This window comes from Streptosporangium sp. NPDC006013 (assembly GCF_040614275.1).
GTDB lineage: Bacteria > Actinomycetota > Actinomycetes > Streptosporangiales > Streptosporangiaceae > Streptosporangium.
Genome location: NZ_JBEXUE010000766.1, coordinates 1 through 3,056 on the forward strand (window position 1 = coordinate 1; position 3,056 = coordinate 3,056).

The 3,056-nt window shown below is 67.9% G+C and carries 3 protein-coding genes and 1 tRNA gene; 3 read left to right on the top strand and 1 reads right to left on the bottom strand.

The genetic code is table 11. The features are described 5' to 3' along the window. Positions 1-145: 145 nt before the first annotated feature. A tRNA-Leu gene (locus tag ABZ260_RS49190) sits at positions 146-231 on the bottom strand. Positions 232-395: 164 nt separating this feature from the next. Here ABZ260_RS49190 and ABZ260_RS49195 point away from each other — a divergent pair. The 3 genes from ABZ260_RS49195 to ABZ260_RS49205 all read left to right on the top strand — a co-directional run bounded on the left by ABZ260_RS49195 (position 396) and on the right by ABZ260_RS49205 (position 3,042). After that, positions 396-1,703, top strand: a complete 1,308-nt coding sequence (locus tag ABZ260_RS49195) for a M20/M25/M40 family metallo-hydrolase (protein WP_350930228.1) — start codon at positions 396-398, stop codon at positions 1,701-1,703. A gap of 109 nt (positions 1,704-1,812) precedes the next feature. After that, positions 1,813-2,433 (top strand): hypothetical protein, encoded by a 621-nt coding sequence (locus tag ABZ260_RS49200; RefSeq protein WP_355632347.1) that lies wholly within the window; start codon positions 1,813-1,815, stop codon positions 2,431-2,433. Positions 2,434-2,682: 249 nt separating this feature from the next. Beyond that, a complete protein-coding gene (locus tag ABZ260_RS49205; RefSeq protein ID WP_355632350.1) occupies positions 2,683-3,042 on the top strand; it encodes a chaplin family protein in 360 nt (119 codons plus the stop codon). Positions 3,043-3,056: the final 14 nt, after the last annotated feature.

Consider the following 3,056-nt stretch of genomic DNA (forward strand, 5'->3'; position numbering starts at 1 on the left):
ATGGTGCGAGTTCTCTCGAATGCTGACCCGATCCGGAAGGCCAAGATCTACGCGAACATCGGACTGCGGCTGATCTACCACCCGTCAAAACAGAAAGTCCTGGTCACGTGTACACATGACCAGGACCCCATAGGCGACCGGTTTGTGTCCGAGGGGGGACTTGAACCCCCATGCCCCGCAAAGGGCACTAGCACCTCAAGCTAGCGCGTCTGCCTATTCCGCCACCCGGACGTGGTGCCTGCACGCGGGACCGTCATCCCGCGTCGGCGGACTTAGGTTAGCAAACTCTTGAGCTTGCGTCATATCGGTAGGAGGGCGGGTGCGGACGGGGTGCCGGGAAGGAGGGTACGGCGGGAGGATGGGGGTGGAAGCCGTACCGAACTCAAGGAGTCCACATGGCCACGCTCAACGGTGAGGATGAGGTCGTCGGGCTGTGCCGCGACCTGATCAGGATCGACTCGACCAACGCGGGTGACAATTCGGGGCCCGGGGAGCGGGCCGCCGCCGAGTACGTGGCCGAGAAACTGGCCGAGGTCGGGCTGGAGCCGCAGATCCTGGAGTCGGACAGGGGGCGGGCCAACGTGATCGCCCGCATCGCGGGGGAGGACTCCTCGCGGGACGCGCTGCTGCTGCACGGACATCTGGACGTCGTGCCCTTCAACGCCGCCGACTGGGCCCACCACCCGCTCAGCGGTGAGATCGCGGACGGCTGCGTCTGGGGGCGCGGCGCGGTCGACATGAAGGACATGGACGCGATGATCCTCGCGGTCGTACGACAGCGGCTCAGCGAGGGGCGTCGCCCGCCGAGGGACGTGGTGCTGGCCTTCACCGCAGACGAGGAGGCCGGGGGCCACTACGGCGCGCAGTGGCTGGTCTCAGAGCACAAGGACCTGTTCGACGGGTGCTCCGAGGCGATCGGTGAGGTGGGTGGGTTCAGCGTCTCCATCGACGAGGCGCGCAGGCTCTATCTGATCGAGGCGGCCGAGAAGGGCATCGCCTGGATGCGCCTGACCGCCACCGGCCGGGCCGGGCACGGCTCGATGCTCAACGCGGAGAACGCGGTCACCGAGCTGGCCGAGGCGGTGGGCCGCATCGGCCGGTACGAGTGGCCGGTACGGATGACACAGACGGTGAGGACGTTCCTGGAGGAGACCTCCAGGGCGCTGGAGCTGGAGCTTGACCTGGACGACGCGGAGAAGACCGTCGCCAAGCTGGGGCCGCTGGCGCGGATGATCGGCGCCACGCTGCGCAACACCACCAACCCCACGATGCTGGAGGCCGGCTACAAGGCCAATGTGATCCCCCAGGCCGCTACCGCGCACGTGGACGGCCGCTTCCTGCCGGGATATGAGGACGAGTTCTTCCAGACCGTCGACGAACTGCTCGGCCCCAATGTGACCAGGGAGTTCATCTACCACGACATCGCCATCGAGACCGGTTTCGACGGGCCGCTGGTGCGCGCGATGGCCGACGCCCTCCTCGCCGAGGACCCGGGCGCGCTGGCCGTGCCGTACACGCTGTCGGGGGGTACGGACCTGAAGGCGTTCGGCCGGATGGGAATCCGGGGGTTCGGGTTCGCGCCGCTGAAGCTCCCCGCCGACCTGGACTTTTCCGGGATGTTCCATGGGGTGGACGAGAGGGTGCCGGTGGATTCGTTGCGGTTCGGGGTCCGGGTTCTTGACCGATTCCTGGACGGCTGCTGATCCGTTCTCGGGAAACCCGTTGCGTTGACTCCATGTAGTGCTAACGTGACTCTCCGTTGAAGGGTGGCTCGTGTCCAAGCGGGCCTGTCCAGGAGCTTTGGGAGGCCATGTGGCGCACGTGCCGCACGAGCAGTGGAGGGCGTCCTCGCCCGCTGCTCGACGCGTGCCCGTGGCCTTCTCCGTCGACGACACGATCCCCGAGCGGGCTGACCGGATGGCGCGGTTCGCGGCCGGCACCCGGTGGGGCATCAGGCAAGCCCTCGCCATCGGCGGCCTCCTGGCCGCCGCATGGCTGCTCGCGATCGTCTTCGGCTTTCTCAGTGCCACTCCCGCGGTCGCGGACGCCACCGCGGCGACAGGAGTGGCCCGTTCCCAGACCCTTGACGCTGCCGCTTCCGGATCGGCTTCAAAGGTCGATGACTTCCCCACGGGCAGCGGCAAACCGTCGGCGACGGACAACGCCGAAGCCATGGCGGGGCGAGGTGTGGACGGGCTCACCAGCCAGTCCAAGCCGGGGGCCCCGGCACCCGCCACCGTCGACCACGGTTCTGGCAGCAATGGATTCGTGCCCCAGAGCGGTGGTGGATCCGGCCTCTTCGGCTCGGGTCCGGGGGATGTCGCGTGGTTCGCCTACGACCCGCGACTGACGACACAGCGTGTTCCGCTGGCGTTCGTGCTCCCCCCGGTCGTCCGCACAGCGGCGGACGACCCTTCTTTCTCTCCTGACTGACATCGTCTTGTAGACCGGCCTGATCTCCTTTCGAGTGATCCGCCGGTCGCGGAGCCTGTCTCGATCCTCCGTCCCCAGGAGAGCCGCTCCACCGGTGAGCGACGAGCAGGCCGACGAGTCAGCCAGTTTCCAACTCCTCATGACGGCCCGCCTGGGCCTCCGCTGTGCGGACCTGTCCGGTCCTCGCATGGCTCTCGCATGCCCTCACGAGGGTTCAAGGTCCCCCCGAGACTGCTAGGAGCTTCAATCATGCGTACGTGGGTTAGGGGCACGGCCCCTGCGGCACTGCTCGCACTGGGTGTCATGGCCATGGGCGGCGGTACGGCCTTCGCCGACACCGACGGTGACCACTCGATCGCCGGAGGCAACCAGGTCAACCTTCCGATCACCCTGCCGATCGACATCAGCGGAAACGCCGTCGCTGTGGCCGGACAGTCGGCCGCCTCCTCCGAGGGCGGCGCGTCCGTCGAGAACGGCGGTGGCGGCGGCGCGGGGGGCAACGAGACCTCCGGGCGGGGCAGCGTCCTGGGGGGCAACCAGGTGGTGGCGCCGATCACCGCGCCCGTCAACGCGCCCGTCATGATGTGGCACCCCTTGTCTGGATCGTAGCCCGTCAAGTGCTC

Bases quoted from the DNA above. Each gene is read 5' to 3' on its own strand.
- ABZ260_RS49195 (WP_350930228.1), top strand. From the start codon at position 396: ATGGCCACGCTCAACGGTGAGGATGAGGTCGTCGGGCTGTGCCGCGAC.
- ABZ260_RS49205 (WP_355632350.1), top strand. From the start codon at position 2,683: ATGCGTACGTGGGTTAGGGGCACGGCCCCTGCGGCACTGCTCGCACTG.